Here is a 22,612-nt window from a genome sequence, read left to right on the forward strand (position 1 = left end):
GACCACCTGCGCGTATCGCGCAAGCTCCGACGCGTTGCCGCCATTTTTTCGCTGCAACGCCTCCCGAAGGCGCTGGGTGCGATCAGGGGCGTCTTTTTGCACATCTGTCATTTTTATATTTTTACCAAAATAATTTCTTAAAATCACTAAATGCAATAATTTATTGTAAAATCTTGCGAAAAACTGTAATATTTTGTTATATAATTTATTGGTGGCAACAATGTTTGAAGTCGAGAAAACTGAAACTGACATTGCGGTGCAGTCGGGTAGCACGCAGTCCGCACGCGCCAAGCTTGTTGCACGTGGCGGAAAAGTTACTCGCCCAGCTCGACACGAATCTTTTCGACCATCTCATTCCTGCCTACCGCCGGTACTTTATCAATTTTTTACCCATGCAGCATAGGATTTCTCCATGCCTAACAGCTTCGCCATGGATACGGACCCGTCCGACGCCGAGTTTAGCAAGAGTGAACTGGCCGACCTGGCCCAAGTATCCCCGGAAATTACCGACCAGTCACGCAAGAATTTTACGACAATCTTGCATTTTATCAATAAAGCAACGGCTACCGCTATTGCGGACCGAATGGGTATGCACGAATCGTCCATTTCTCGTGCGAAATCGGGCGGGCAGCTCAATTACTGCGCGCGTTTGCTCGCAGCGGCCGGGCTCAAGGTCGTGCCCGTCGACGCCATTGTCTACCTGCAACCGGACGAGTACCGATGAAAACCTAGTGCTCCGCAGTTGATCTTCTAATCGAGTCCGCTGGCATGAAATGCGCAAGTCTGCATTTTTAGCGGACGGCGTTGTGCCGCCCTTACTGTCTGTCCGTGTGACTGGAAACATGTTCTCCAATAAAGAAGACCGAATGAATGCATTTCAACACTTTGCGGCGCAGCACGCCGCGCTGCACGCCAGGCATGTGCTTGATGAACCTGCGCGGCGCGCAGGACGGCGCCCGCCCAGCGACATCGAGCGCAAGACGTTTGAGCACGTACGCGCGCACGGCGGCCGCACTGTGGCCGAGATCGCCAATGCACTCGGCGTTAAATCGCCCGAGCTGTATGCGCCCCTGCAGCGCTTGAAAACACTTGGCCAGATCAAGCCAAACGGCACGAGCGGTGCCATTACCTGGAAAGCGGCGTGACGTGGGCGATCGGAGGTCGGATCGGCTCCGGCATGTTTAGCGAGCGGACGCGGGCGTCCAAGCCTGGGCCGGTGCTCAGGCCAAAGAAATGCGCTTGCGGGAAGAACGTGTTCGCCAAGCAGCTGGCCCAGTACGGCAAATGCGTCCACTGCGTTCGCGCGGCGGTTGCGCCGAATGACATCCGATGAGTGAACCCAGCCTTCTTGGCGGCAATTGTCGCCCAAGTCGCCCAGCAGAGACTGCGTGGTCAACACCGTATCGAACCCATGACGGGCGGCGCGCCGTTCTGATGCAGCACATAGGATTCAAATGAGTATTAGTTTAATGACAGCAGCATGGAAGTCGCCGTTGCCGTCGGGGCAGAAATTTGTGTTGATTGCGCTGTGCGATAACGCCAACGACCAGGGAGAGTGTTATCCGTCGATCGCGACGATAGCGTACAAATGCAGCATGGGCGAGCGTACCGTTCAAGGCCACATCACGGCCTTGGAAGCGCTCGGCATCCTTCGGCGCGAAATGCGGCGTGGCCGCAGCACGAATTACCGCATCTATTCGGCCCATTTCGACGCCCCCGCAGAATCTGCACCCCCGCAGAATTCGCACCCAACCCCCGCAAAATCTGCACCCCCACCCCCGCAGATTCTGCCAAAAACCCCCGCAGATCTCGCACCCATAACCATCAGTAAACCATCAATTGAATCATCAGTTAACCGGAACACGGCAACCGGTACCCGTTTGCCCAAAGATTTTGCACTTCCGAAATCATGGGGTGACTGGGCGCTGGCGAAGTTTCCGGACTGGACCGAAGACCATGTCCGCGAGGTGGCTGAGACGTTCCGGGACCACTGGGTGCCGATGGCAGGTTCCCGTGGCGTCAAGCTGGAATGGGAAGGCCCGTGGCGCAACTGGTGCCGCAATGCCCGAGGCCCGGAACGTGCGACTGGCACTCGGGCCAGCCAGGCTTGGTGGGCGTCGGACGCCAGCGTCGCGGCCGAAGCTGCGCGGCTGGGACTGCAACCGGCGCAAGCTGGCGAGTCCGCCCTGGCGTTCAAGGGCCGGGTGCAGGCTGCGATCGACAACGGCGGAGTCCCACCGGCACCACGGCGCCAGAGCCGCGTGGGAATCGTCGATCCGACCGAGGCGCCTCCCCGCGCCAAAAACGGAATGCCGGCCGGCGCCGTGGCCGGCATGAAAGCGATTTTGAAAGCATCACGAGCACGAAAAAACCAACCTACCACCGATGAGGACGATGTATGAGCACCACCACCACCGAGAGAAAATTCGTGACGATCGACGTCAACAACCCGTCCTACAACGTCGGCATGCTGCTCGACGCTGTCATGGCGAAGCTCGGCGTCAAGAACGACGCCGCCCTGTCGCGCGAACTGGGCGTCTCCCCGACGAACGTGAGCAATATCCGGAACCTCAAGGTCGCGCTGAGCGCGGCGATGATGATCCGCATCCACGACGTAGCGGACATGTCGATCACCACGATCCGCAGCTTCCTCATCGGCCCGACCAGGTGAGTTGCGAGTTTTGCGTAGCGCTGTCGGGGCGCTTCAATGCCCACCGGGAATGCTGCCAAATCCGCCTTTTGGCAGGGGCCCCCCAGCACGTGCGCGAGGTCGCTTACGACCAGGTCAGGCGGGAGGACGGCGAAACAGCGTTGGCCGGAGTCAAGGCGAAGCTGCGTGCGGAAGTGCAGCGTCAGCGCGAGCTGGCCTACACGCAAATAGAAAACTATCTCAACCAGGAGGCTGCCAAAGGGCGGGCGGCCGCAACAGCACTGCTTACGAAAATGAAAGCCGAGAAGATGAACGTAGCACCGCTAGAGCGCGCGAATGTGCGCCGGCAGGGTTCTTTGCTGGAGCACGCATAATGGCCAGCAAACATGGATCGCCGAAGCGCCGCGTCAAGGCATATCGCGAGAAGAAGTGTGCCGTCGGTGGCGGCCTGCAGGTGATCGCTGCCGGCGTATCTCGGCATGACGTGCGCATGATGAATGCGCTGCCGATCAAGGGGGAAGAGGTGACCCTCATCTGCGTAAAATATTGGCGTGCGTTCGAGGATATCAAGCTGGGCGATGCAACCGAGACGTCGTATGTCTATCTCTGCACGGCCATGAACATTACGCTCTGTCTTGCCGAAACGGGCATTGGCGAAGAGTACGTTTCGGAAATGATACCCGCCCTGGAGGCGATGGCGCGGGCGGCGGAAAGGGGCGCTAGGACCGGCCAGTACCGGCTCGACGGGCCGGGCATGAACGCGGTGAGCAATGCGCTGGCGATTCACGAGGCGCAGTGCGCCGTTGCGACCCGCGAAGACCTGTTCGCCGCCGAAACGATGATCGCCGCGCGGATCGCCGCCGGCCGGGTCCACCAGACACCGGTCAAAACCCACCGGCGAGCGCCTGCAGGAGCTGGGTATGAAATTTCCTGAGAAGAATTCACGCAGCGAGCAGATCCTGACAGCGTTTATCAAGGGGCCAATGACGATCTACCAGGGCGCCGAGTTGCATGGCGATTTCGTCACGCGCAAGCTCCCGGCCGGCATCGACCACTGCAAGATGGTCGAGCTTTACTGCGATCTGGTCGAACGCGGCTGTCTGATCCGCGAGGGGATTAAGTACAAACTGACGATACGCGCCCGGCACCAACTCGAAAAAAAGGAGAGCGCACCGGAAGCGCCGCGCTCGATCGTCCCGCCGCGCGTGCGCAACTTCTTCGCCAAGCCCCTGTTCCTTGGCTATTCCCCGGCGTTTCCATGGCGCCGTGCGCTTTAAGGACCGAGCACAGAATTCGAAAAATAGTACGTTAAGGTGACAGCACCGCCGTCCGACCGTCCGCTTACGCCCCATTGCGGACATAGCGTATTCATTGGAATGCTCAACTTCGGAAACGACCGGCGGTCGATAGAATGTCGTTCCGATTGACCTGTAAGGGCGCTCTACAACCGCTTTGCTACCAGATCACCAGAAGTAGTCTCAACAATAATCTGAGCGTCCGATACACGAACACCCCGCGCGGTCTCACGAGGTGCCTCCTCACAACTCACTTTCGGACACACGCGTCCGTCATTAAATGTGGCGAGGGGGCGAAGTGTCTTGCGATCAAACACCTGGGCAACTGGGCTGAGATCTTTCAAACCGCCGGCGGAATAATCGCTGATGTCAGTGAGCACGATGTATGTATCTGAGCAGAAGCCGGGCCTGGCGCGGACGGACTCTGGCTGCAGGATTACTTGTCGGCCGTCCCAATCCCTCAGCCCCTCCATCCCGTCCTTGTCCTCTGCACTCAGATTACAAGGTATTCGAGCCTCTTCCTCGACCAGCTTCTCCGGTCGCGGCGCGACGTATTCTTGCCCCACGGCTCGCAGAATGTTCGTGTCGTACCCAACCCGCAGCCCAGTGAAGATCTGAGTTGACATTGGACAGTACAGCGGCCTTCCGCGAAGAGTTGACGTTACCTTTAGCTCCTGCTCATACAGGACGGGCCCTGAAGCGCTGCTGAGAAGTCGCAGGACAGCGCCTTGCTCCGTTTTTCGCGCTTGGAGGACGGGACGATCTGGCCTAATGGCAAAGCGAACCATTACTTCGCCGCCTGAAATGACTGGATCGCGGAATGTGACCCACGCAAAGTCGCTGTTCTGGTAGTTCGGCAGCTTCGGCAGCCACAGATATGGCGTGCCTCCTGCGACATTGACCAAGTCGGGGTCGACGTCCAGTGCCACAATTGCATTGTGCGGCAATAACGGCGCGTCGACGGATGTCAACGGCAGGTCGCATGGCGGCACACGCGTGAAGGCCATGCCCCCCGACAAGTAGAGACTGCGTTCTTGAGAGTTTACGGCGGACCGCTGATTCAGATGGAAACCGGCAGCCGCCACGAGGCTCACCAGCAGCAAGCCAAGCACGACTCTGGCACCCAGGAGAGAGAGTAGCTGCGTTCGGGTGGCTGCGGCCGTGGTTAGTAGAATAAGAGAGAAGATCCAGAGGACCGCTCCCCAGCCCCAACCGACTACCGGAAGTATTGCCCCTGAGCCTGCATCTTGAATGACGCCTTTGAAAAGCGGCAGCGTGGCTGCGAGCGCGAGCATCGTTAATACCGATCCGCGCGGCCGACGCCCCGAGAAAAGTGCAACGGCCGCCACAAGAAAGAAGATATTCGCGTATGCCGACCACCCATGAACGGCCCAGCCGAACAGGATTCCGAGTAGGAGAATCATCCCGCCAAACAAAGGTTCAGCGCGGGAGTCGACCATGAAACCAGGAAGCGCCAACGACATGAGCCACAAGCCGCAAGCCGCATAGGTCAGCCGCTTGCTAAAGATATCGGAGGATTGCTCTGTGAGTTGATTCATGCGCCCTTGGTGTTCATGTGCCCTGACGATGTAGACACCGGAAAAGGTGTAATGTCTCGCGCTGTGCCGCTAAAATTTGATCATGTGAATACCGCTTTTGGCATCAGGTATCAATGACCTCACCGACTTTAGCACGCCCTAACAGTAAGGAACAAATGCACCTCGTGGATCTTGCGTTATGAAACCACCGAAGGTCGGCTTCTGGCCGAAAGCCGCCTGTCGAGCGATGATAGCAGCTTGCTGACAAGAAATCTCCGCAGCCGGCGACGACCGGCCGGAATCGCCCCCGAAGCGGCCGCTGAGCCTGCTTAATTCACACCCCGGCATGCGGCCTCCAATTTGGGTAACTTGTTGATGAACAAAACCGAAAATCATATCAAAATGGCTGCGGACGTTGGCGACTGAAGAGACTCTCGATTACCGTCATCTACTAAGGGAAGGCTCGTATTTCAAACTTGCGAACCTATTTAAGAGTTCGGCATCCGATGGGGCAGCATTGGCGTCCGACATAAACTGCAGCAACATCATTTTGCGCCAAGTGCCTTTTTCGGCAAAATACGCAACCGTCGTGATCCCCTGAGGGCTGCCGCTTCCGGTATTCACACCGAGATGGGTTGCAACGTACAAGGTCATGCCAAGATAGGTGATAGTACGGATCGGTTTGATCGGACTGGTGCCGATCCGATCGGACATACCTCCAATAAATTCAGTGAAAACCGAGAGAATAGGCATGTCAAATGAACCGCCGTTCGTGATGCGCATGGCCTGCAGGGTCACGGCCTCGTAATTTTTGTCATCCCGAAACTTCATCGAGACAATACTGCCTTGGGAAGTCGTGTTCTTCTCGACTTTGGTGTCTTTTGGTGTATCGATCGAAAAATCGATTGATCGATCCAAAAACGGCACGGCGCCGACGTTAGCACTTAGAACGAGCAGGATAGCGGTAAGAGCAGTTTTCATTTTTAATTGTAAGTGTGTGCATTGATGGATTGCCAGAGGTATTCAAGCCACTCATCTGGTCTTTGAATGTCCGCTTCTGGCCGAAAGCGGACCGTCAGAAAACAAGTGTTTGTCGACACCCTGTGCGTCCGATACGAACGCATTTGTTGCTCAAAAGAAATTTGTGTGTAAAACCTTGCGAGACCGATGGGCAGTCGAAAATGGTACTTTAGACGATTTCCGTCGCCGCCCCAGGGTATTCGGCTGTAATTTTTGAGCTTATCGTACTATTTTTCCCGAATTCTGTGTCCGCCTCTTTAAGGTGAAAATCTAAGTTATTCATTAACCGGCTTTAGACTGCCCCGCAAGTTGACCACGGAGGCAGAGCGGATGAAAAATCGGGATGTAGTAGCAGAATATTGTGACGAGTGGGTGCGCTGGTGCCAGACGCGCAGCTTTTACATGCGGCCGGCCAGCAGCGGCACCCTTGGGCGCCTGCAGCCCTCCAAGGTGGGGCGGGAGCCAAACGCCCGTAACCACCCTGACATGCAGTATTTCAACATGGCCGTCCATACGTTGGCCGACATGAAGAAATGGAAGGGCAAGTTCCTGGCATTCAAGGCGTATTACGTCGGCGATGCCGCGCTGGCCAAGCAGGCGGCCGCCGCGCTGGGCATCAGCGAGCGCACCTATTATTATCATGTGAAAAGCTTTGGGCAGGCCGCCTACAGCATGAGCCACAGCATCAAGAAGGCCCACGAAGCGATGGCCGCGCCGGCGCTGCCACCGGAACCGCCACCGGCGCCGGTGCTGCACCAGCTCGGTTCGTTCATCCCCCCGGCCTGACCGGGGGCGGCATGTCCAGCACCCTGTTCAAGGTTGGCAAGTATTACCACTACCGCTTCCGGCTCGCCGGTGGCGCGCGGCACCAGCGCACCACCCACGAAGTAAACCACAAGCGCGCTCACGCGATCATGTCCAAGGCGTACGCCGATGCCGTCCTGCTCGCGAGCGGCATGCAGCTGGTCCCGACGCTGGAGGAATTGATCGAGCAATGGGAGGAACTGCGCGCGCCGATCGCCAGCAAGTCGCATCGCCGCGGGATCGACGTTTTCAAGCGCCGGCACCTTCACGGGCTGGGCCAGCTGCTGATTAGCGACTTAGGCACCGAGATCATCGAGAAGGCGCGAAACGCGCACCTGGCCACGCGCAAGCCGGCCACCGCGAACCACTGGCTGCGCAAGCTCAAGCTGCTGGTGAACTGGGCCGTCAAGCGCAAGATTATTCCCAGGCTGCCGTGGGACGTGCCCATGCTGCCGGTCCAGAAAATCCCGCGCGCCACCTTGCCCACCCAAACCACCGACGACTGGCTGGCCGAGATCGACAAGGCGACCACGCGCTCGCCGTCCGTCGCCATCGCTGTGCGTCTCATGTACGGCCTGGGCCTGCGCGAGTCGGAAGCGGCCAGCGCCTGTTGGGAGTGGATCGACTGGGAGCGGCGAACCTTCACGCCCGGCATTACCAAGGGGAAGGAGGCGGTCCCAGTGCCGATGCCGCGCTGGCTGGTTGCGTACCTGGCACCCCAACGACGACCGCAGGGCCTCATCGCACCAGGTAAGCAGGGCAGGGCGCTGCCGGATGGGTTCGCCCGATACGCGATGCGCCGCGCAAACGCCGCCACCTCCCTCACCGGGATCACGCCCCATCGCCTGCGCGGCACCTGCGCCACGCTCATGTCGGAGGAAGGCACGCCCATTCAGACCATCCAAGCCATCATGCGCCACAAGGACCCGAAGACCACGATGGGCTACCTGGAAGTGAACATGGACGTGGCCAGCCGTGCGCAGGACCGGATCGAGGACAAAATTTACAGTGGGCGGAAAATGGGCAATACGCGTCAAACCGGCCCTAGCGGTGCTTGACTCTCGTGACAACACCTAATCCTCAGTGACAATTCCCAGCGTTGCATTGCTTCCGGGGAATATCGACAGTTCCGTGTCCAGTTGCGCAGATTGGACAGGGTCCAAATGCAATCAGGTTGGCGTCATCGGCCGGAATGTTCCACGGCTGCGGGAGTCGTCATTCCGCTGCGCCGCGAAGGGATAAATTCGCAAAGGAATCAAGGCGTTACACTCGCATGCCGGACCGTGTGGAGCAGCTGCCGGATCGGCGCGCGACCAGGCCATTCTGTCAAAATTTGGTCCTGTTGAGGGAGCCCAAAAGTTACACAAAATCAGGTTACAAGAAAAGTTACACAGCAAAAAATTGTGTAACCTAGGCACGCCACCGTTGGCGCAGGCTTCGAAACGCTACGCTGGACCTGGAATTCTGCAAACCGCCTCGGCGGAACCTTGCCGAGGAGGTTCAAGCTCGACGTCGGAAATTGCATATTGTTGCTGAAGCGCTGCCTCGGCAGCGATCGCCTTTCCGAGGACATGAGGAAACATGCGTTGGTAGACTAGAAAAAGAGGCCAACGGCTTCTCCCTCTGAATAAAACCGATTTCAATCCTGTCCAGAGGTGTGCAATGGCACAAGCCACCGTTTTATAGCCCGCCAGTATCGGCATCTACTCCGCGTCACAGAAGCCACCAACCGCAATTCGGCTCGCGATATTCTCGTGCTGCTGCTGGGCATCCATGTCGGCATACGCGTGTCCGAGATTGCGCAAATTGAGGACGGCGACGTGCTGTTTCCGTCTGGGGGCGATCCGGCAAGAGGTATCCCTTCGGGCCCCCATCACGGAGCAATCCACCCAAGTTAGCATTTAATGTGCAATTAGATGACTTATTTTCAACATAGATACAAAAACACTTGACATCAATTTAGAAGTGCGGCCGGCAGTGCGAATTTTTGCTTCCACTACTCGCCATGTCCGTTCTGACCACCTTGTTTCAAGACTTCGCCGCCCGACTATGCTCGACAGAATTTCTCCACGACGCACGCCATTGCGATCATCCGACTGCGTTTTCACGCTGTCGGAAATTGCCGTTGCCCACGCTAGTCGCCATCATGCTGACGGGCATGCGCATGAGCATCCAAGCCGAGTTGGATACCTTCTTCGCCCATCTGCGCCAACAAGCTCAGTTGGTCCACGAGGTGTCCGAGCAGGCGTTCTCTCAAGCACGCGCCAAGCTGTCGCTGACGGCCATCCCCCGGCTCAACGACTGGCTGATCGCACGCGCCGAGCGGGATCAGTTTGTGCCGCGCTGGCGCGGTCTTCGCCTAGTCGCAGCCGATGCCTCGACGCTACGCTTCGGTCTGCGCGCTAGTCATGTCAAACGCGCCGCCCTTGCCGATCAAATCCTGTTCGGCCTGTTTCTGCCGGGGCCCGACCTGATGCTCGCCGCCTCCCTGCACAGCGTCCACGAGCGTGGCGAACGGCAGTTTCTGTTTGAACATCTCGACCGGCTTTCCCCGGGCGATTTGCTGTTGCTCGATCGCGGCTATCCCTGCCGCTGGCTGGTGGCAGTGTTGAACCAGCGCGCCATCAAGTTCTGCATGCGTGTCGACAACGACAGTGGCTTCGCCTGCGTACGCGATTTCATGCGCTCAAGCGCGAACGAGCGGATCGTCATGCTGCGCGCGCCAGACAAACAGGACGCGATCGACTATGAGTGCCCGCGCAAGCCGCAGCGCGTGCGTCTGGTGCGCAACGTCTCGCCGACTGGCGAGCAGCGCGTTCTGATGACCAACCTGTTCGACGACAAGCTCTACCCGGCTGATAGCTTCGGCGAGCCTTACCACCAGCGCTGGGGCATCGAGGAAGCATTCAAACGGCTCAAGCATCGTCTCAATTTGGAACACGTCACAGGATTGACCCAGCAAGCCGTAGCCCAGGATGTTGCCGCCAAAATCGTCTGCGACAACCTGCAGGCCTTGGTTGCGCTGACTGCCCATGCCGACGCCGAATTGCCCGCGAACAAACGCATCAACCATGCCTACGCCCACACCGCGCTCAAGCCGTTGATGCCCATCCTCCTGCTTGGAAGAGTGATCGGACGGAAGATCGGAACACTGCTACGGGGCGTGCTTGGCTTGATCGCTGGACGCACCTATCGACATCGTGAAAATCTCTCGAAACCACGCAAGCAAGGCCCCAAACCGCACAAGGCAATGAGTCAGAAAAATTGCTGAAATGGCTTAACTTGGGTGGATTGCATCACGGAGGGGCGCCGCCAACGATGCACCTACCCGACAAACCGGATACTTATGGAGGCCATAGAACGTTACCTGTCTTGCCGGATCGAGCGGCGCTGGCGCATGAGTGGCGATCCCAAGAAGTATCGAGGCGTGCGTCCGGATTGCAAGTTGGTACTAACATTCAAGGGCTACAAGTACTCGATGAACTGCAAACGCAGAATCAACAGCGACGGCGAGCAGGTCGACTATGTGGCCTGTGACGCGCTGCAGGCCCACGTCACGAAGCTGTTCAAAGACGCGGGCATCGAGGGCGGAAGTAGTCATTCCGGTCTCCACACGATGGCAACCCGGCTGCGGGATCAGGGCCATGCCGACCTTGAACATCTAGATCCTTACCTGCAAGTATCAAAAGAAAAAATTCGGCGAGAGTTCGCAGGCGTATTATGATCATTTAACATTATTTTTTTGATGGTCTGGAAAATTCGCTGACGCGAAAAAGCAAAAATATGCGCTATCTCCTTTTGGCCATGTGCTTTGCCTTAGCCGCCTGCGATCAGCCCGATAGGTATCAAATTGAGGCTACCCAAGGTTCAACAGCTGCGGAGGATCGCGTTTGGGTTTTGGATAAAAAAACTGGTCGGGTCAGTCTCTGCTACGAGCATGCAGGTGCTGTGAAGTGTCTGCAAGCGAGTGCAATACCACCTCAGAAAGATCGATAGGAAAACGACCTGGCACTGTGGCCCCGAGCCGGCCGGTGCCGGCGCAACGAGTGCGGTCACGCCGCAAGGGAAAAAACAATGCGTACCGAAGTGAACGATCTTGGGCAGATGAATGTTGAAATCACAAATGTTGTCGCCACCGAGGATGAACTTAAAGCATTACGCTCCGGCTTGGCGCGGGTGTATCGTAAGGTAGACGATCTAAGGGTGGCGCCGGACGGAGAATCGAAACTTGGCCGCCGCTATAAGGTCTGCTTCGTTGTCCCAGGTCCTATGGTGTTTCAAGATGAATGCATGAACCTACTCGACAGCATTGGCCTTGTACGCTGGAGCATTAGCGCTCAAGCGAGCCCAAAAAGGCAGCCAGGCGACTTTTGACCTAGGAAAAATATGACAATACGCACTCCTGCCGGCATTGGCGTGACGAAAGAGGCCAGGCCGCGAGGAAAATCCATAGATTTAGCCGAAGAAAACGAACGAATCGAATTTCAACTTTTTCATTGACAGAAAAAATGCACGAAATCTCTTTATTCCAAGCAATTACGCTTGCTGTCGCCTTTGTCGGGGCTGTTCTGGGAATCATCAATACTTGGGCAGGACTCGACAAATCGAGAGTAAAGCTGATTGTTTCCACCGCACACCTTGTGCCAGTTGGAAACGCTGATCCACGATTGCGATTCAGCATCACGATCACTAACTTAAGCGCTTTTCCAGTAACTTTGATTGACGCCGGTGTTTTCTATCATGGTACGTCAGAGCGAGGAAGTTTTGTCATGCCGATTTTTAGCGACGGCGGCAACTGGCCAAAAAAGCTAGAACCGCGTACTTCTGTAGCCATCTATGCCGAGCGTCCTAGACCAAACGGCGTACACCGAATCAAGACTGCCTACGCAAGAACGGCTTGCGGCGTTACAAAAACGGGAGGGGGCAAAGCTCTAAAGCAAATAGCAGCCGAAGAAACTTGAACGAAGAGACGTGTTGCGCACTCGAGCAGAAAGGCTGGAAAAAAATTCTAGTTGCTAGGACCATCATAAAAAGGAAAAATATGACGTATCTTCTCGCGACAATCGGAACCAAGGTGCAATGGTATGTCGTCGACACAACGAGACACGGTGGCCTTTCCGCTTTCACCAAGGGCGACTATGACCTTGTAGACACGCTTGACCTGGAAGTGGTTCTCGGCTTTGGCGACAAAGTTACGGCGAAGAACGTTGCGATGGCGATTGGATTGACGACCTGGCGCTATGTAAAAATGGACAGCCCCAAGAAGGTCTAAACGTTAGTCGAGAATTGAGCGGAAAACTATGTGCAACGACTGCGGGGCGCTTGTGGGCAGCGGCTTGCCACGCCGGCACAACCGGCTTAACGGCCAAGGAAAATGCAGAGAAGGACTTATGGCAGACACGACAGGACAGGGATATATTTACGCATTTAACGTTAGTGACACGGAACAGAATTTCTCCATGCTCCCCGACGATGTACAGTTCCAGATTGAAAAAGAAATTGTCGACGTGATTTTCGAGTCGTTTGTCATGCCTGCAGACCATGACTACCTGGCTGCGCGTGCGTTGGCGATTGGTGGGCTGAACCGGTCGTTTTTCTGGTCAGCTTCGCAGACAGTGGAAAAATATATTAAGGCTTTTTTGCTTCTGCAGGGGGTATCGATAAGGCCATTCTCACAAGGCCATGGGCTCAAGCGGTTATTGGAGGAGGCTAGAAAAGTGGAGGCGGACTTCGATTGCATCGACTTGGCACCGCATCCTGGACTGCAACTACCGAACGGAGGCGTCGGGCTAGTGCATTTTAATTTGGCAAGCTATATTGCCGAACTGGAAAAGCAAGGTTCGGCGTCCAATCGCTACAATAACTACGGAGAACGCTACAACACCGGACATCTGTTCGCGCTTGACTCCTTGGCCTATAGCTTGCGCAACAAGATGGGTCTACCTGATCTAGCCGATTCATTTCGCGGCCGTTTAAGTACCGATTTTCGACGCTACCTGTACGACAACAATCCTTATTGGGCCCCTGCCGATTTTACACACACTGTTCTACCCAGCGCTGTATTTCCGATCAGACATGCCACTGCGTCGACGACGTGGGGATACGTCAAGAAGCGCCAGGGTCAGAGCGCCGCCATAACTCGGAGCTGGATCACAACAAAGATGAAAATTGAATAACCCCGGTTGACGTGGGATCGGGAATTGACTAGGCGCTGCGGGTCCCGATCCAGTTGGCGCCGGTGCGACGAGAGCGGCCAAGCCGCGAGAAAGAGATTATGGACACAAATTTCGAAGCTGAAGAATTACTGCAAGCAGTTGTATAATGACCGAGGCTATGACTCGTTATCTTCGGCCCAAAAAGCAATTTACGATCATCAGGTCCTGCCACATCTTAAAAAAATCCAGACAAAGAAGGACGTGGCAGAGCGCAAGCGGGGTATGCCGGGTTGATAAAAAGGGGCAACTCACCCTGCTTTGCACGCTCGAAAGCTGGTGGCCCCGCACCAAGGAAAATGCACGGGTGCTACTGTGCGCCGATCCGGCTGGCGCCGGCGTGACGAAGGCGGCCAGGCCGCGAGGAGACTGGGCCCTTGTGGCCGCCGTGGCCGACCGGCAGTCGGGTATAGATTCGAGGAGAGCAGACATGGGTGAATGGTCAGACTATTTTGAGGATTTTCCAGAAGAGAATCAGGCCAACTATGTTGGGGAAAGATTTGATCCTGTGGGCGCCAAAGCGCACCGGCAGGCCCAGCAAAAAGCGGTGGTGAAATTAAGAACTGAGCAACAACAACTTGATGCCGAGATTGCAGCCATCATCAAGAAACATAAACCGGTAGCGTAAGCAAGAAAAAATATGGCACAGCCCGCTTTGGAACCCATCGAAGAATTTTGTTCACGCCTAACGTCAACGATTGCCGGCGTCAATGCAATTTGGCTATTCGGTTCAAGGGCCAATGGCACTTCGAGGATAGACTCAGACTGGGATCTGCTGGTATTTGGTGATGGAGAGGTATGCGGGCAAGTTCGTGCTGCTTCGGCGCTACACAGAGACGATGTGGACTGCCTGATTGTTTTCGATGGGGACTCGTTTGAAAGTGCCTGGGGACGGATGAAGAGCGGGTCCTTATCAAGCTGGGAATGGAAAACAACTTCAGCTGGACAGGCGGAATATAGGCAAACCAAAGAAATCCAGCCCAGTTGCGGATTGAACATTGAATGCAAAATCGTTAAAGCGTTACGTATCTGGCCAATGACGGACGCAACCTGAAAGGAAAAAAATCTATGAAACTCTGGGAAATCAAATACATCAAAGACGGTGAAGCGGCGTCGATCATTGAGGTAGCCTGAGTTCCGTGGACACTTCCATTTGATAAACTTGTCAAAGGGAGCGAACTTATGAAATTAACGACATACACGCCGGAGTTCCGTGCGGAAGCCGTCAAGCTGGTGCTTGCCCAAGGCTTGACGCTGGAAGAAGCGGCGAAACGAATCGCCATCCCTAGGGGGACATTGGCGAACTGGGTGAGCGCGGCCAAGCGCGGTAGCGATCCGACTGCACCGCCAGGCAGCCGTAGCGTCGCTGAGCTTGAAGCCGAGGTTGCGAAGCTGCGCAAAGAACTGGCCGTCGAGCGCATGGAGAAGGAAGTGCTAAAAAAGGCCACCGCGTACTTTGCGAGGGAGTCGCTGCCCAATCCTCCCAAGTTAAGGAATTTCCTCGAAAACATGGTAAAAATTCGATAAATAACTTGACATTTCAATTATGAACTGCGCGGCCAGTGAGATTTTTTTCTCACTGGCTTCCATGTCCCTTACTGCTCTTTTTACCGACCTCGCTTTGCGATTACAGTCACCCGAATTCCTCGAGTCGGCCAGGCATCCTGAACATCCGACGGCGTTCACACGGCGCCGAAAGTTGCCGTTGCCGTCGCTCGTGGCGCTCATGCTAACCGGCATGCGCATGAGCATTCAGGCCGAACTCGACACGTTCTTCGGCCGTCTGGCGGGGAAGGCCGAATTACTGCGTATGGTGTCCGAGCAGGCGTTCGCGCAAGCGCGCGCCAAGCTGTCCCTGACCGCCATCCCCGCGCTCAACGACTGGTTCGTCGAGCGCGCCGAGCAGCACGGGTTCGTGCCCCGCTGGTGTGGCTTGCGTCTGGTCGCCGCCGACGCCTCGACGGTGCGTTTCGGCCTGCGCGCCAGTCGCCTCGAGCGCGCCGCGCTACCGGACCAAATTCTCTTCGGCCTGTTCCTGCCCGGTGCCGAGTTGATGCTGGCGGCCTCGCTGCACGGCGTTGAGGAATGTGGCGAACGCCAGATGCTGGTCCAGCATCTGGAACGACTCTCAAGCAAGGACTTGCTGCTGCTGGACCGGGGCTATCCGTCGCGCTGGATCGTCGCCCTGCTCAACGAGCGCGCCATCTCATTCTGCATGCGGGTGGAGAAAGCCGGCAACGGCGGCTTCGCCTGCGTGCGCGCGTTTCTGCGCTCCGGCCTCGACGAGCAGGTCGTCACGCTCACAGCGCCGTCGCAACGCGAGGCCGCCGACTACGAGTTCACCCGCGCGCCCCAGCAGGTTCGTCTGGTGCGCCACATCGCGCCGAACGGCAAAGTGCGCGTTCTGATGACCAATTTGTTCGATACCGCGCGCTTCCCGGTCAGCGCCTTTGGCGACCTGTACCACAAGCGCTGGCGCATCGAGGAAGCCTTCAAACGGCTCAAACACCGGCTCAACCTGGAGCATGTCTCCGGCTTGAGCCAGCAGGCAGTGGTGCAGGATGTCGCAGCCAAAATCATGTGCGACAACCTGCAGACCTTGGCTGCGCTGACCGCACATGACCAGGCCGACCTGCGTGCCGTCGATCACATCAACCACGCCTACGCCCATACCGCACTGAAACCCGTGATACCGGCACTGCTGCTGGGCAAGCAGATCGCCACGCACTTGCGCAAACTGCTCAAATTGCTTGGGAAACACACATACCTTCATCGAGAAAATCAATCGAAGCCGCGCAAAGCCAGACCGAAGTCGCACAAATTCATGACGCAAAAACCATGTTGAGCGGGTGCAGATTCCTTAACTTGGGAGGATTGAGTCGCTGCCCGGTACGCGTTCATAAAGTCGGTGCGACTCGATTATCCACTTGGCCTGTTGTGCCGTGTCTTTGATGTATCGCGCAGCGGCTTCTATGCAGCAGTGGAGCGCCCGCCATGCCGGCGTGCACAGGGCGATGAGCGACTGAAGGTGGCGATCAAGGCTGCGCACGTCCAGACACGGGAGACGTACGGCCCGTTACGGCTGCAGCCTGAACTGGTCTCGCAAGGATTTGATACGGGACGTGACCGTATCGTGCGGCTGCGGCAGGAACTGGGCCTGCGGTGCAAGCAAAAACGGAAGTTCAAGGCGACGACGAACTCGCGCCATGCATTCCCGATAGCGGAGAACCTGTTGAACCAAACGTTCGCGCCAACCCGGCCCAACGAAGCCTGGGTGACCGATATAACGTATGTCATGACTGATGAAGGGGTGCCCACAGAATTCGGAAAAAATAGTACGCTAAGGATTTCCGCCAGTCCGAAGCGGCCGGAACTTTCCCTCTTCAACGTTCCGGCTCTGTCGCCAAACATAGTCACCGGTCAGGTTGATGTGCTCCCAGCCCAACGGCGAAAGGTACCGGAGCATGCCATCGTCGGGCAGCCTGCCAGCTTCGCGCAGAGCCTGCGTTGCCCGTTCAAGGTACACGGTATTCCATAACACGATGGCGGCCGTCACCAAGTTCAATCCGCTGGCGCGGTACCGCTGTTGTTCGAAGCTCCGATCCCGAATCTCACCGAGCCGGTGGATAAAGACCGCCCTGGCCAAGGCGTTGCGCGCTTCGCCCTTGTTTAACCCCGCATGCACGCGTCGGCGCAGTTCAACGCTTTGCAGCCAGTCCAGGATGAACAGCGTCCGTTCGATGCGCCCCAGCTCGCGCAGCGCGAGCGCCAGGCCGTTCTGGCGCGGATAACTGCCGAGTTTGCGAAGCATGAGCGATGCCGTCACGGTGCCATGCTTGATCGACGAGGCCAAACGCAGAATGTCGTCCCAATGGGTACGCACATGCTTGATACTCAGGGTGCCGCCGATCATGGACTTCAGCCCAGGATATTCTCCAACTTCTCCAGGAATGTACAGTTTGGTGTCGCCTAGATCCCGGATGCGCGGCGCGAAGCGAAATCCCAAAATATGCATCAGTGCAAACACGTGGTCCGTGAAGCCGGCGGTGTCCGTGTAGTGCTCTTCGATCCGCAGGTCCGACTCGTGATAGAGCAAACCGTCGAGCACGTAGGTCGAGTCCCGCACGCCAACATTGACCATCTTGGTGCTGAACGGAGCGTAGTTGTCGGCGATGTGCGTGTAGATCATCTTTCCCGGTTCGGCGCCGTACTTCGGATTGACGTGGCCCGTGCTCTCGGCGCGTCCGCCGGCGCGGAAGCGCTGCCCATCCGACGATGATGTGCTGCCGTCGCCCCAGTTCCCGGCGAACGCATGGCCCAACTGGGCGTTGACCAGATCAGCCAGAGCGGCCGAATAGGTTTCATCCCGAATATGCCACGCTTGTAGCCATGACAGCTTGGAATAGCTCGCGCCGGGGCTCGACTCTGCCATCTTGGTCAGACCGAGGTTGATCGCGTCAGCCAAGATCGCCGACAATAGCAAGGTCTTGTCCTGAGCCTGCGCACCGCTTTTCAGGTGCGCGAAGTGGCGGGTGAACCCGGTCCATTCGTCAACGTCCATCAACAGTTCGGTAATCTTAATGCGTGGCAGTAGACTGCCGGCCTGGTCGATCAGCACCTGGGCCGATTCCGGCACCACCGTGTCTTGGGGAGTAATTTTCAGACCGGTGTTGGTGATAATCGCGTCCGGCAACTCATTGGCAAGCGCAAGCCGGTTGACAATTGCTAGTTGCTGGTTCAGCAGTAGCACGCGTTCGAGCAGGTACTCGTTGAGGTCTGGATTGATGGCGATCGGCAGCTGGCGTGCCATTCTGAGATCCCTGAACTTAGCCGATGGCAACAAATATTCCTCGAAATCCCGAAACTGGCGTGAGCCATACACCCAGATGTCGCCGGAACGTAGCGCATTCTTCAGCTCCGACAAGACGCAGATCTCGTAGAAACGGCGATCGATGCCCTCGCCGGTGATGACCAACGGCTTCCAGCGTGCCTTGACAAAGGCGATCGGGGCATCGGGCGGCACCTTACGCGATCCGGTCGCATTCATCTCGCGCACGATGTCGACGGCGTCCAGAACTGTCTGCGCCGCCGGTGCCGCCTTCAGCCTGAGTACGTCCAGCAATTCCGGGGTGTAGCGCCGCAGCATGCTGTAGTGGTCGCCGACTAGGTGCAGATGGTCAAACGTCGCGGGTTGGGCGAGCTGGGCCGCGTCGGTGACGCTCTGTGCGAATGCGGCCCACGGAATGACAGCCTCAATGGCGGAGTACGGGTCGGCGCCGGATTCTTTGGCTGCGACAAGCGCACGCCCGACCTTCGAGTACAGGAGAACCTTGTCGTTGATCGCTTTCCCTTGTTTTTGGAACTGCTCCTGATGCCTGTTTTTGGCGGCACTGAACACCTTAACCATGATCCGGTCGTGCAAGTCGATCAGCTCGTCGATGGCGGTTGCCATGCCCTCGATCGCCAGCGCGACCAGGGTCGCGTAACGTCGTCCGTCCTCGAACTTGGCCAGATCGTACGGCTGCATCTGGGCGCCTTCCCGCGCCATCTTCAACAGCCGATTTTGGTGAATCTGTCGGCCTATCCCGTCCGGCAAAGCGAGCGACTGAAAGATTTTTAGGCGCTCAATGTGTTCTCTCATGTGCCGTGAATTTGGCTTAAGCGGCGACTGGCGCAACCACATCAGCCAAGTGATATTCGTGTCAGGAGCGACGCTCAGCAGATTGTCCAATCCGCGCTTGTGGTGCGGCTCAAGCGGCTCCACAAGCGACCGGTAGATACGCCGGTTGGCGCGCGTCACGGCTTCGGCACAAGCCCGTTCGATGACTGTAAGCGTCGGCAGAATGATGCGCTGTTGCCGCAATATTTCCAACGATTGACTCGCGAGCACCAATCCCTTGTCGGTTTGCATGGCAAGGTCTACAAGGCTGTGCACTACCGTGCGAAAATCTCGAAGTCCAAATGTCGACAGCGTCAGATAGGCGCGCAGTTCCTGAAAATGTTCACGCCGTGTCTCGTCGCGGATGCCATATTGCGGCCAAGCGTCAGGGTCGCTTTGTACTTGGCGGGCGATCCATTGAACTATCGGTTCCGGCACCGGCATGTCGCTGGCCAGTGCATAGCCCGGGTATCGCAGCAGGCATAATTGAACGGCGAAGCCGATTCGGTTAGCGTCGCCGCGGCGCTGCCGAATCAGGGATAAATCGGACTCGGTGAAGCTGTAATGCCGGATGAGATCATCCTGGCTTTCTGGGAATGCAAGTAAGCTTTCCCTTTCGGTTGCGGAAAGTATCGAGCGGCGCGCCATGCGTCACGCTACTTCTGAGGTGCATAGGCTCCTCATGTTGGCCCGGCGCCGCCGATTCGCGCGATTGTTTCAATTAGCGTGGTTCGTTTGACGCGGTTCTGTCGCATTAGCGAACGTCGACGGGGCAATCATGTAAACTGCGGCGCCCGAACCCAGGACGAATCGACATGCTCAACTTCAAAGGGATGCGCTTTCCGATCGACGTTATCCTGGTCTGCATCCGATGGTATGTGGCCTATCCGCTGAGCTACCGGCACCTCGAAGAGATGATGGAAGAGCGCGGCGTGTCGGTCGACCATTCGTCGATCAACCGTTGGGCGATTCGTTTCCTGCCACTCATCGAGAAGATGGCCCGGAAACACAAGCGCCCGGTCGGCGGCAGTTGGCGTATGGATGAGACGTACATCAAGGTCAAGGGCGTATGGAAATACCTCTATCGCGCTGTCGACAAGCAGGGAAAGACCGTCGACTTTCTGCTGACCGCGAAGCGCGACATGGCTGCGGCGAAGCGCTTCTTCGACAAGGCCATGAGAGCGAACGGCGATCCGGACAAGGTCGCGATGGACAAGAGCGGTGCCAACAAGGCGGCGATCGATGCGATCAACGCCGGCCGCGATGTGCCGATCCTGGTGCGCCAAGTTAAATACCTAAACAACATCGTCGAGCAGGACCATCGCGCCATCAAACGGGTGACCAGGCCGATGCTCAACTTCAAATCGTTCCGGTCTGCCGGCTCCGTGATCGCCGGCATCGAGCTGATGCATATGATCCGGAAGGGCCAGTTCGCCGTCGATGACGCTTCGCCCATGTCATTCGCCGACAAGTTCTATGCGTTGGCAGGACAAGTCCGTCCAGTGTAAGCAGGGGTCATGCTCAACATGAAAAAATTCGTGCTGGGCTCAACAACGCGACACAACCTGCAGGAGCTGCAATCGGGTGATCTGTTTGTTGCCAATAGCGATCACTTCAGCGACTACCGCACGCAGTTGGTCGATTGGGATCAGTACCAGGCCGAAGTCGGGGAGTACGGCGCCATGCTCGGGCTGCAGACGGACCCCAAGGCATTCTCCGCAGCACTCAAGAAGTCGCTTGGGGAGACCGCCGCCCGTGTGGATGCAGGCCTTCCGGATAACGAGCATGTGGACTTGGTAGGTACCGAGCTGATCATGCGAAAACACGCCAAGGACGCCCAACCTGATGCACTTGCAAAGATCGATAAGATCCTCACAGCGCGGCTACCTGAAAAGAACATCCTAGACATCCTAGTGGAATCCGAAGGATGGCTGGATCTGCATAAACATTTCGGCCCACTATCTGGATTCGACTCGAAGATCGACGATCCGCGTAAACGCTTCATCACCACGCTGTTCTGCTATGGATGCAATCTTGGCGCCACGCAGACCGCCCGTTCGGTCAAAGACTTGAGCCGCAAGCAGGTGGCCTGGCTCAATTTGCACCACATCACGGAAGAGCGCTTGGAAAAAGCCATCGTCCAGGTCATCAATGCCTACAACAAATTCCTCTTGCCTAAATACTGGGGTTCAGGAAAGAGCGCTTCGGCGGACGGCACCAAGTGGAACATGTACGAGCAGAATCTCCTTTCCGAGTACCACATTCGCTACGGGGGCTACGGCGGCATCGGGTATTACCACGTGTCTGACATGTACATCGCGCTATTTAGCCATTTCATTCCGTGCGGCGTGTACGAGGCGATATATATTTTGGATGGTCTGATCAAGAACGAGTCAGACATTCAGCCTGATACGCTGCATGGCGACACGCACGCGCAAAGCGCACCTGTGTTCGGCTTGGCCTATTTACTCGGGATCAAACTGATGCCGCGCATACGCAACCTGAAAAGCCTTGTTTTTTACAAACCAGACCGCGGTACGCGCTACGAGCACATCAACGGTTTGTTCAGCGAATCAATCAACTGGGAACTGATCGAAATCCATCTGCCGGACATGCTGCGCATCGCGCTATCCATCAGGGCGGGCAAGCTCACCCCATCGACGATACTGCGCCGATTGGGCACGGCGAGCCGGAAAAACAAGCTGTATTTTGCGTTCCGCGAGCTCGGGCGGGTCGTGAGGACTGATTTCCTCCTCAAATATATTGGAGACGTAGAGTTGCGTAAAACGATCCAAGCCGCGACCAATAAGAGCGAGGAATTCAACCAGTTCATCAAGTGGCTGTTTTTCGGCAACCAAGGCATCATCGCCGAAAACGTGCGTCACGAGCAGCGCAAAGTTGTGAAATACAATCAGTTGGTGGCCAACCTGGCCATCCTTCACAATGTCGAGGCGATGACGGGTGTATTGAAGGAAATGCAGGGGGAGGGGTTGCCGATCGATGAAGAAATCCTTGCCGGCCTTGCGCCCTATAGAACCGAGCACATCAATCGGTATGGCGATTACACCTTAGACTTGGAAAGAAAGCTGCCGCCAATGAACTACAAAACCAAGATTCTTCAATAATTCAGTCACTTACAGCTCAATTTGGGTATTTTTACACGGATCCCGGCCGACCCTCACATTGCGCGCCTGGTGCGACGAGGCGTTTTCGATGGGCACTTCTGGTACTGGTAGATTCAATTGAGCGGCGCTTTGGGTGGACATGGTATTAATCTGCTAACAATAATGTTACAACATGGAAACTATAGTGACACTGTGCCAGAGCGTAGGGTTCATGGCAACCGAAGTTAACTATCACCTTTCGCCGAAGTAATAATTTACGTTTGACAGTAAACTATCAGCTGTAAGTTGAGCAGCACATCAAATTATGCA

Annotated in this window: 23 protein-coding genes and 3 pseudogenes; 22 read left to right on the plus strand and 4 right to left on the minus strand. The window is 56.6% G+C overall.

Going from position 1 to position 22,612, the window contains the following annotated elements:
• A partial coding sequence (locus F1735_RS27710; protein ID WP_167239930.1) for a hypothetical protein occupies positions 1-252 on the minus strand: 252 nt, incomplete at its 3' end.
• Positions 253-412: 160 nt separating this feature from the next.
• Between F1735_RS27710 and F1735_RS27715 the strand changes: the two genes are divergently transcribed.
• The 7 genes from F1735_RS27715 to F1735_RS27745 all read left to right on the plus strand — a co-directional run bounded on the left by F1735_RS27715 (position 413) and on the right by F1735_RS27745 (position 3,927).
• Entirely contained in the window at positions 413-724 is a 312-nt protein-coding gene (locus F1735_RS27715; protein WP_166899262.1) for a hypothetical protein, read from the plus strand.
• Positions 725-773: 49 nt separating this feature from the next.
• Positions 774-1,145, plus strand: a complete 372-nt coding sequence (locus F1735_RS27720; RefSeq protein WP_167239931.1) for a hypothetical protein — start codon at positions 774-776, stop codon at positions 1,143-1,145.
• A 309-nt stretch (positions 1,146-1,454) separates the two neighbouring features.
• A complete protein-coding gene (locus F1735_RS27725) occupies positions 1,455-2,402 on the plus strand; it encodes a helix-turn-helix domain-containing protein (RefSeq protein WP_167239932.1) in 948 nt (315 codons plus the stop codon).
• Positions 2,399-2,671, plus strand: coding sequence for a hypothetical protein (locus tag F1735_RS27730; protein WP_167239933.1), 273 nt, complete (start codon positions 2,399-2,401; stop codon positions 2,669-2,671). Before F1735_RS27725 ends, F1735_RS27730 begins: the two co-directional genes overlap by 4 nt.
• A gap of 89 nt (positions 2,672-2,760) precedes the next feature.
• Positions 2,761-3,024 (plus strand): hypothetical protein, encoded by a 264-nt coding sequence (locus F1735_RS27735; protein WP_167239934.1) that lies wholly within the window; start codon positions 2,761-2,763, stop codon positions 3,022-3,024.
• On the plus strand, positions 3,024-3,584 hold the full coding sequence (locus F1735_RS27740) for a hypothetical protein (RefSeq protein WP_167239935.1): 561 nt from the start codon (positions 3,024-3,026) through the stop codon (positions 3,582-3,584). The genes F1735_RS27735 and F1735_RS27740 overlap by 1 nt, the downstream gene beginning before the upstream one ends.
• Positions 3,571-3,927 carry a hypothetical protein gene (locus F1735_RS27745; RefSeq protein WP_167239936.1) on the plus strand — a complete coding sequence of 119 codons (357 nt, stop codon included), beginning with the start codon at positions 3,571-3,573 and terminating at the stop codon, positions 3,925-3,927. Before F1735_RS27740 ends, F1735_RS27745 begins: the two co-directional genes overlap by 14 nt.
• 164 nt (positions 3,928-4,091) lie before the next feature.
• Here F1735_RS27745 and F1735_RS27750 read toward each other — a convergent pair whose 3' ends face one another.
• Both F1735_RS27750 and F1735_RS27755 read right to left on the minus strand, forming a co-directional pair.
• Entirely contained in the window at positions 4,092-5,504 is a 1,413-nt protein-coding gene (locus tag F1735_RS27750; protein WP_167239937.1) for a hypothetical protein, read from the minus strand.
• Positions 5,505-5,927: 423 nt separating this feature from the next.
• A complete protein-coding gene (locus tag F1735_RS27755; protein ID WP_167239938.1) occupies positions 5,928-6,464 on the minus strand; it encodes a hypothetical protein in 537 nt (178 codons plus the stop codon).
• Between the two features lie 369 nt (positions 6,465-6,833).
• Here F1735_RS27755 and F1735_RS27760 point away from each other — a divergent pair, with 369 nt between their 5' ends.
• The 13 genes and pseudogenes from F1735_RS27760 to F1735_RS36865 all read left to right on the plus strand — a co-directional run.
• Positions 6,834-7,289: a hypothetical protein gene (locus F1735_RS27760; protein WP_167239939.1), complete on the plus strand. Its 456-nt coding sequence runs from the start codon at positions 6,834-6,836 to the stop codon at positions 7,287-7,289.
• 11 nt (positions 7,290-7,300) lie between these two features.
• Positions 7,301-8,365, plus strand: a complete 1,065-nt coding sequence (locus F1735_RS27765; protein WP_167239940.1) for a tyrosine-type recombinase/integrase — start codon at positions 7,301-7,303, stop codon at positions 8,363-8,365.
• 947 nt (positions 8,366-9,312) lie between these two features.
• Positions 9,313-10,578, plus strand: coding sequence for an IS4 family transposase (locus tag F1735_RS27770; RefSeq protein WP_167239941.1), 1,266 nt, complete (start codon positions 9,313-9,315; stop codon positions 10,576-10,578).
• A gap of 75 nt (positions 10,579-10,653) precedes the next feature.
• A complete protein-coding gene (locus F1735_RS27775) occupies positions 10,654-11,031 on the plus strand; it encodes a hypothetical protein (RefSeq protein ID WP_167239942.1) in 378 nt (125 codons plus the stop codon).
• Positions 11,032-11,381: 350 nt separating this feature from the next.
• A complete protein-coding gene (locus F1735_RS27780) occupies positions 11,382-11,681 on the plus strand; it encodes a hypothetical protein (protein ID WP_167239943.1) in 300 nt (99 codons plus the stop codon).
• A gap of 134 nt (positions 11,682-11,815) precedes the next feature.
• Positions 11,816-12,268, plus strand: coding sequence for a hypothetical protein (locus F1735_RS27785; protein WP_167239944.1), 453 nt, complete (start codon positions 11,816-11,818; stop codon positions 12,266-12,268).
• A gap of 80 nt (positions 12,269-12,348) precedes the next feature.
• Entirely contained in the window at positions 12,349-12,579 is a 231-nt protein-coding gene (locus F1735_RS27790) for a hypothetical protein (RefSeq protein ID WP_167239945.1), read from the plus strand.
• 118 nt (positions 12,580-12,697) lie between these two features.
• Positions 12,698-13,483 (plus strand): HEPN domain-containing protein, encoded by a 786-nt coding sequence (locus tag F1735_RS27795; protein ID WP_167239946.1) that lies wholly within the window; start codon positions 12,698-12,700, stop codon positions 13,481-13,483.
• Between the two features lie 145 nt (positions 13,484-13,628).
• Positions 13,629-14,147, plus strand: a complete 519-nt coding sequence (locus F1735_RS36860; RefSeq protein ID WP_229505999.1) for a hypothetical protein — start codon at positions 13,629-13,631, stop codon at positions 14,145-14,147.
• Positions 14,148-14,159: 12 nt separating this feature from the next.
• Positions 14,160-14,573 carry a nucleotidyltransferase domain-containing protein gene (locus tag F1735_RS27805; protein ID WP_167239947.1) on the plus strand — a complete coding sequence of 138 codons (414 nt, stop codon included), beginning with the start codon at positions 14,160-14,162 and terminating at the stop codon, positions 14,571-14,573.
• A gap of 128 nt (positions 14,574-14,701) precedes the next feature.
• Positions 14,702-14,997: pseudogene (locus F1735_RS27810) on the plus strand (transposase); the annotation flags it as partial.
• Positions 14,998-15,065: 68 nt separating this feature from the next.
• On the plus strand, positions 15,066-16,364 hold the full coding sequence (locus F1735_RS27815) for an IS4 family transposase (protein ID WP_229506000.1): 1,299 nt from the start codon (positions 15,066-15,068) through the stop codon (positions 16,362-16,364).
• Between the two features lie 33 nt (positions 16,365-16,397).
• Positions 16,398-16,829, plus strand: a pseudogene (locus tag F1735_RS36865) (IS3 family transposase); the annotation flags it as partial.
• A 30-nt stretch (positions 16,830-16,859) separates the two neighbouring features.
• On the opposite strand, the gene F1735_RS27820 reads toward F1735_RS36865, so the two are convergent.
• The gene (locus tag F1735_RS27820; RefSeq protein WP_167239949.1) at positions 16,860-19,826 is read right to left on the minus strand and encodes a Tn3 family transposase; all 2,967 of its coding nucleotides are present in this window, start codon (positions 19,824-19,826) and stop codon (positions 16,860-16,862) included.
• A gap of 167 nt (positions 19,827-19,993) precedes the next feature.
• Here F1735_RS27820 and F1735_RS27825 point away from each other — a divergent pair, with 167 nt between their 5' ends.
• Together F1735_RS27825 and F1735_RS27830 are read left to right on the plus strand one after the other, a co-directional pair.
• Positions 19,994-20,686, plus strand: coding sequence for an IS6 family transposase (locus tag F1735_RS27825; RefSeq protein WP_167239950.1), 693 nt, complete (start codon positions 19,994-19,996; stop codon positions 20,684-20,686).
• Positions 20,687-20,749: 63 nt separating this feature from the next.
• A pseudogene (locus F1735_RS27830) lies at positions 20,750-22,303 on the plus strand (Tn3 family transposase); the annotation flags it as partial.
• Between the last annotated feature and the right edge of the window lie 309 nt (positions 22,304-22,612).

Origin of the sequence: Massilia genomosp. 1 (assembly GCF_011682185.1) — a bacterium.
Taxonomy (GTDB): domain Bacteria; phylum Pseudomonadota; class Gammaproteobacteria; order Burkholderiales; family Burkholderiaceae_D; genus Telluria_A; species Telluria_A rubra.

What these genes read in the sequence shown, in the direction of transcription:
- F1735_RS27715 (WP_166899262.1), top strand. Translation starts at nt 413, where the DNA reads ATGCCTAACAGCTTCGCCATGGATACGGACCCGTCCGACGCCGAGTTT.
- F1735_RS27720 (WP_167239931.1), top strand. Translation starts at nt 774, where the DNA reads ATGCGCAAGTCTGCATTTTTAGCGGACGGCGTTGTGCCGCCCTTACTG.
- F1735_RS27725 (WP_167239932.1), top strand. Translation starts at nt 1,455, where the DNA reads ATGAGTATTAGTTTAATGACAGCAGCATGGAAGTCGCCGTTGCCGTCG.
- F1735_RS27730 (WP_167239933.1), top strand. Translation starts at nt 2,399, where the DNA reads ATGAGCACCACCACCACCGAGAGAAAATTCGTGACGATCGACGTCAAC.
- F1735_RS27740 (WP_167239935.1), top strand. Translation starts at nt 3,024, where the DNA reads ATGGCCAGCAAACATGGATCGCCGAAGCGCCGCGTCAAGGCATATCGC.
- F1735_RS27745 (WP_167239936.1), top strand. Translation starts at nt 3,571, where the DNA reads ATGAAATTTCCTGAGAAGAATTCACGCAGCGAGCAGATCCTGACAGCG.
- F1735_RS27750 (WP_167239937.1), bottom strand. Translation starts at nt 5,504, where the DNA reads ATGAATCAACTCACAGAGCAATCCTCCGATATCTTTAGCAAGCGGCTG.
- F1735_RS27755 (WP_167239938.1), bottom strand. Translation starts at nt 6,464, where the DNA reads ATGAAAACTGCTCTTACCGCTATCCTGCTCGTTCTAAGTGCTAACGTC.
- F1735_RS27760 (WP_167239939.1), top strand. Translation starts at nt 6,834, where the DNA reads ATGAAAAATCGGGATGTAGTAGCAGAATATTGTGACGAGTGGGTGCGC.
- F1735_RS27765 (WP_167239940.1), top strand. Translation starts at nt 7,301, where the DNA reads ATGTCCAGCACCCTGTTCAAGGTTGGCAAGTATTACCACTACCGCTTC.
- F1735_RS27770 (WP_167239941.1), top strand. Translation starts at nt 9,313, where the DNA reads ATGTCCGTTCTGACCACCTTGTTTCAAGACTTCGCCGCCCGACTATGC.
- F1735_RS27775 (WP_167239942.1), top strand. Translation starts at nt 10,654, where the DNA reads ATGGAGGCCATAGAACGTTACCTGTCTTGCCGGATCGAGCGGCGCTGG.
- F1735_RS27780 (WP_167239943.1), top strand. Translation starts at nt 11,382, where the DNA reads ATGCGTACCGAAGTGAACGATCTTGGGCAGATGAATGTTGAAATCACA.
- F1735_RS27785 (WP_167239944.1), top strand. Translation starts at nt 11,816, where the DNA reads ATGCACGAAATCTCTTTATTCCAAGCAATTACGCTTGCTGTCGCCTTT.
- F1735_RS27790 (WP_167239945.1), top strand. Translation starts at nt 12,349, where the DNA reads ATGACGTATCTTCTCGCGACAATCGGAACCAAGGTGCAATGGTATGTC.
- F1735_RS27795 (WP_167239946.1), top strand. Translation starts at nt 12,698, where the DNA reads ATGGCAGACACGACAGGACAGGGATATATTTACGCATTTAACGTTAGT.
- F1735_RS36860 (WP_229505999.1), top strand. Translation starts at nt 13,629, where the DNA reads ATGACCGAGGCTATGACTCGTTATCTTCGGCCCAAAAAGCAATTTACG.
- F1735_RS27805 (WP_167239947.1), top strand. Translation starts at nt 14,160, where the DNA reads ATGGCACAGCCCGCTTTGGAACCCATCGAAGAATTTTGTTCACGCCTA.
- F1735_RS27815 (WP_229506000.1), top strand. Translation starts at nt 15,066, where the DNA reads ATGAACTGCGCGGCCAGTGAGATTTTTTTCTCACTGGCTTCCATGTCC.
- F1735_RS27820 (WP_167239949.1), bottom strand. Translation starts at nt 19,826, where the DNA reads ATGGCGCGCCGCTCGATACTTTCCGCAACCGAAAGGGAAAGCTTACTT.
- F1735_RS27825 (WP_167239950.1), top strand. Translation starts at nt 19,994, where the DNA reads ATGCTCAACTTCAAAGGGATGCGCTTTCCGATCGACGTTATCCTGGTC.